1 protein-coding gene is annotated in these 1142 nt (G+C 73.4%); it reads right to left on the reverse strand.

Annotated features, from left to right (window positions below; translation table 11 throughout):
- Positions 1–1142 (reverse strand): BREX-2 system adenine-specific DNA-methyltransferase PglX (pglX, locus tag AC5LUJ_RS19920; protein ID WP_493465499.1); only part of this gene is annotated, 1142 nt, incomplete at both ends.

The raw sequence follows: 1142 nt of genomic DNA on the forward strand, positions 1-1142 counted from the left end.
GGGCGCCAGCCGGTGAGGGCGTCGGCGGTGAGGTTGTGCCGGCCCATCGTCTCGGCGAGGAAGGCGTCGTAGACCTCGGCGGGGGAGCCGTCGTAGAGCGGGTCGACCTCGTGGTGCCACTGGCGGACCCAGGGCATGATCTCGCGGAGGCCGGCGAGCAGCGGGGTGAGCTTCTCGGCGCCCCAGCCGTCGGTGTCCTGCCGCTCGACGATCAGCGTGGCCAGCGCCTGGGCCTGCTCGCGGTGGTCCCAGCCGGCCCAGCCGATCAGCAGCGTCGGGTCGGTGGCCGGGCCGGCGTGCGGGTAGGAGACGAACCGCTCCTTGGGGACGTCGAGCTTGCCGCGGGCCCGCCAGTAGGACGCCTTGCGGAAGTCGGCCTGGGCGTACTTCGGCGGGACGGGGATCGCGTCGCGGATCTTCCTGGCCGCCTCCGGGGTGGGGGCGGCGTCCTCGGCGCGCTGCTGGTCCCACACCGACTCCCAGTCGGCGCGTTTGACCAGCCCGGAGTCCTTGTAGCGCAGGGCTGCGAGGAAGGGGACGTGCTCGTCCTCGACGAGGCCGGCGACGACCTTCGCCAGTGGGTCGCCGGGGCGGTGGAGCTCGGCGACGGCGACGAAGCCCGCGTCGGCGGCCAGCTCGTCGGCGAGCCGGCCGGTGGTCCACAGCCGGGGCTGGACCATCCCGTCGACGTCGGCGAACCACAGCTCGCGGGCCTCCAGCCGGTCGAGCAGCCAGCCCCGCAGGGCGGTGTCCTGAAGCTTGTCCCAGCCCTCGGTGGCCCAGCGGCGCTTGTACTCGGGCCGCTCGATCAGCCCGATGTTCCGGTCGTTCTCGATGACGGCGATCCGCTTCTCCACCAGCGCCCGGTACTCCGCCGGCCAGCCCGCGGGCGGCTCGGTGACCGGGGTGGAGCCGTGCCGGGCGAACCACTCGGACGTCTCCTCACCGGCCGCGATCTTCCGCGCCAGCACGATCTCGAACGCCCGCTCACCCAGCCTGATCTCCGGGACGTCGGCGACCGGCAGCGTCAGCTCGTCGGCGAGCAGCCCGTACTGCCGGTAGACCTGCCAGTCCAACTCCTCCTGCAACGCGATCATCCGTGCCCGCGTCGACACCCACTCGTCCCGCGCCGCCGCCAGCCC

It is taken from the genome of Protofrankia sp. CiP1_Cm_nod3 (assembly GCF_982290655.1).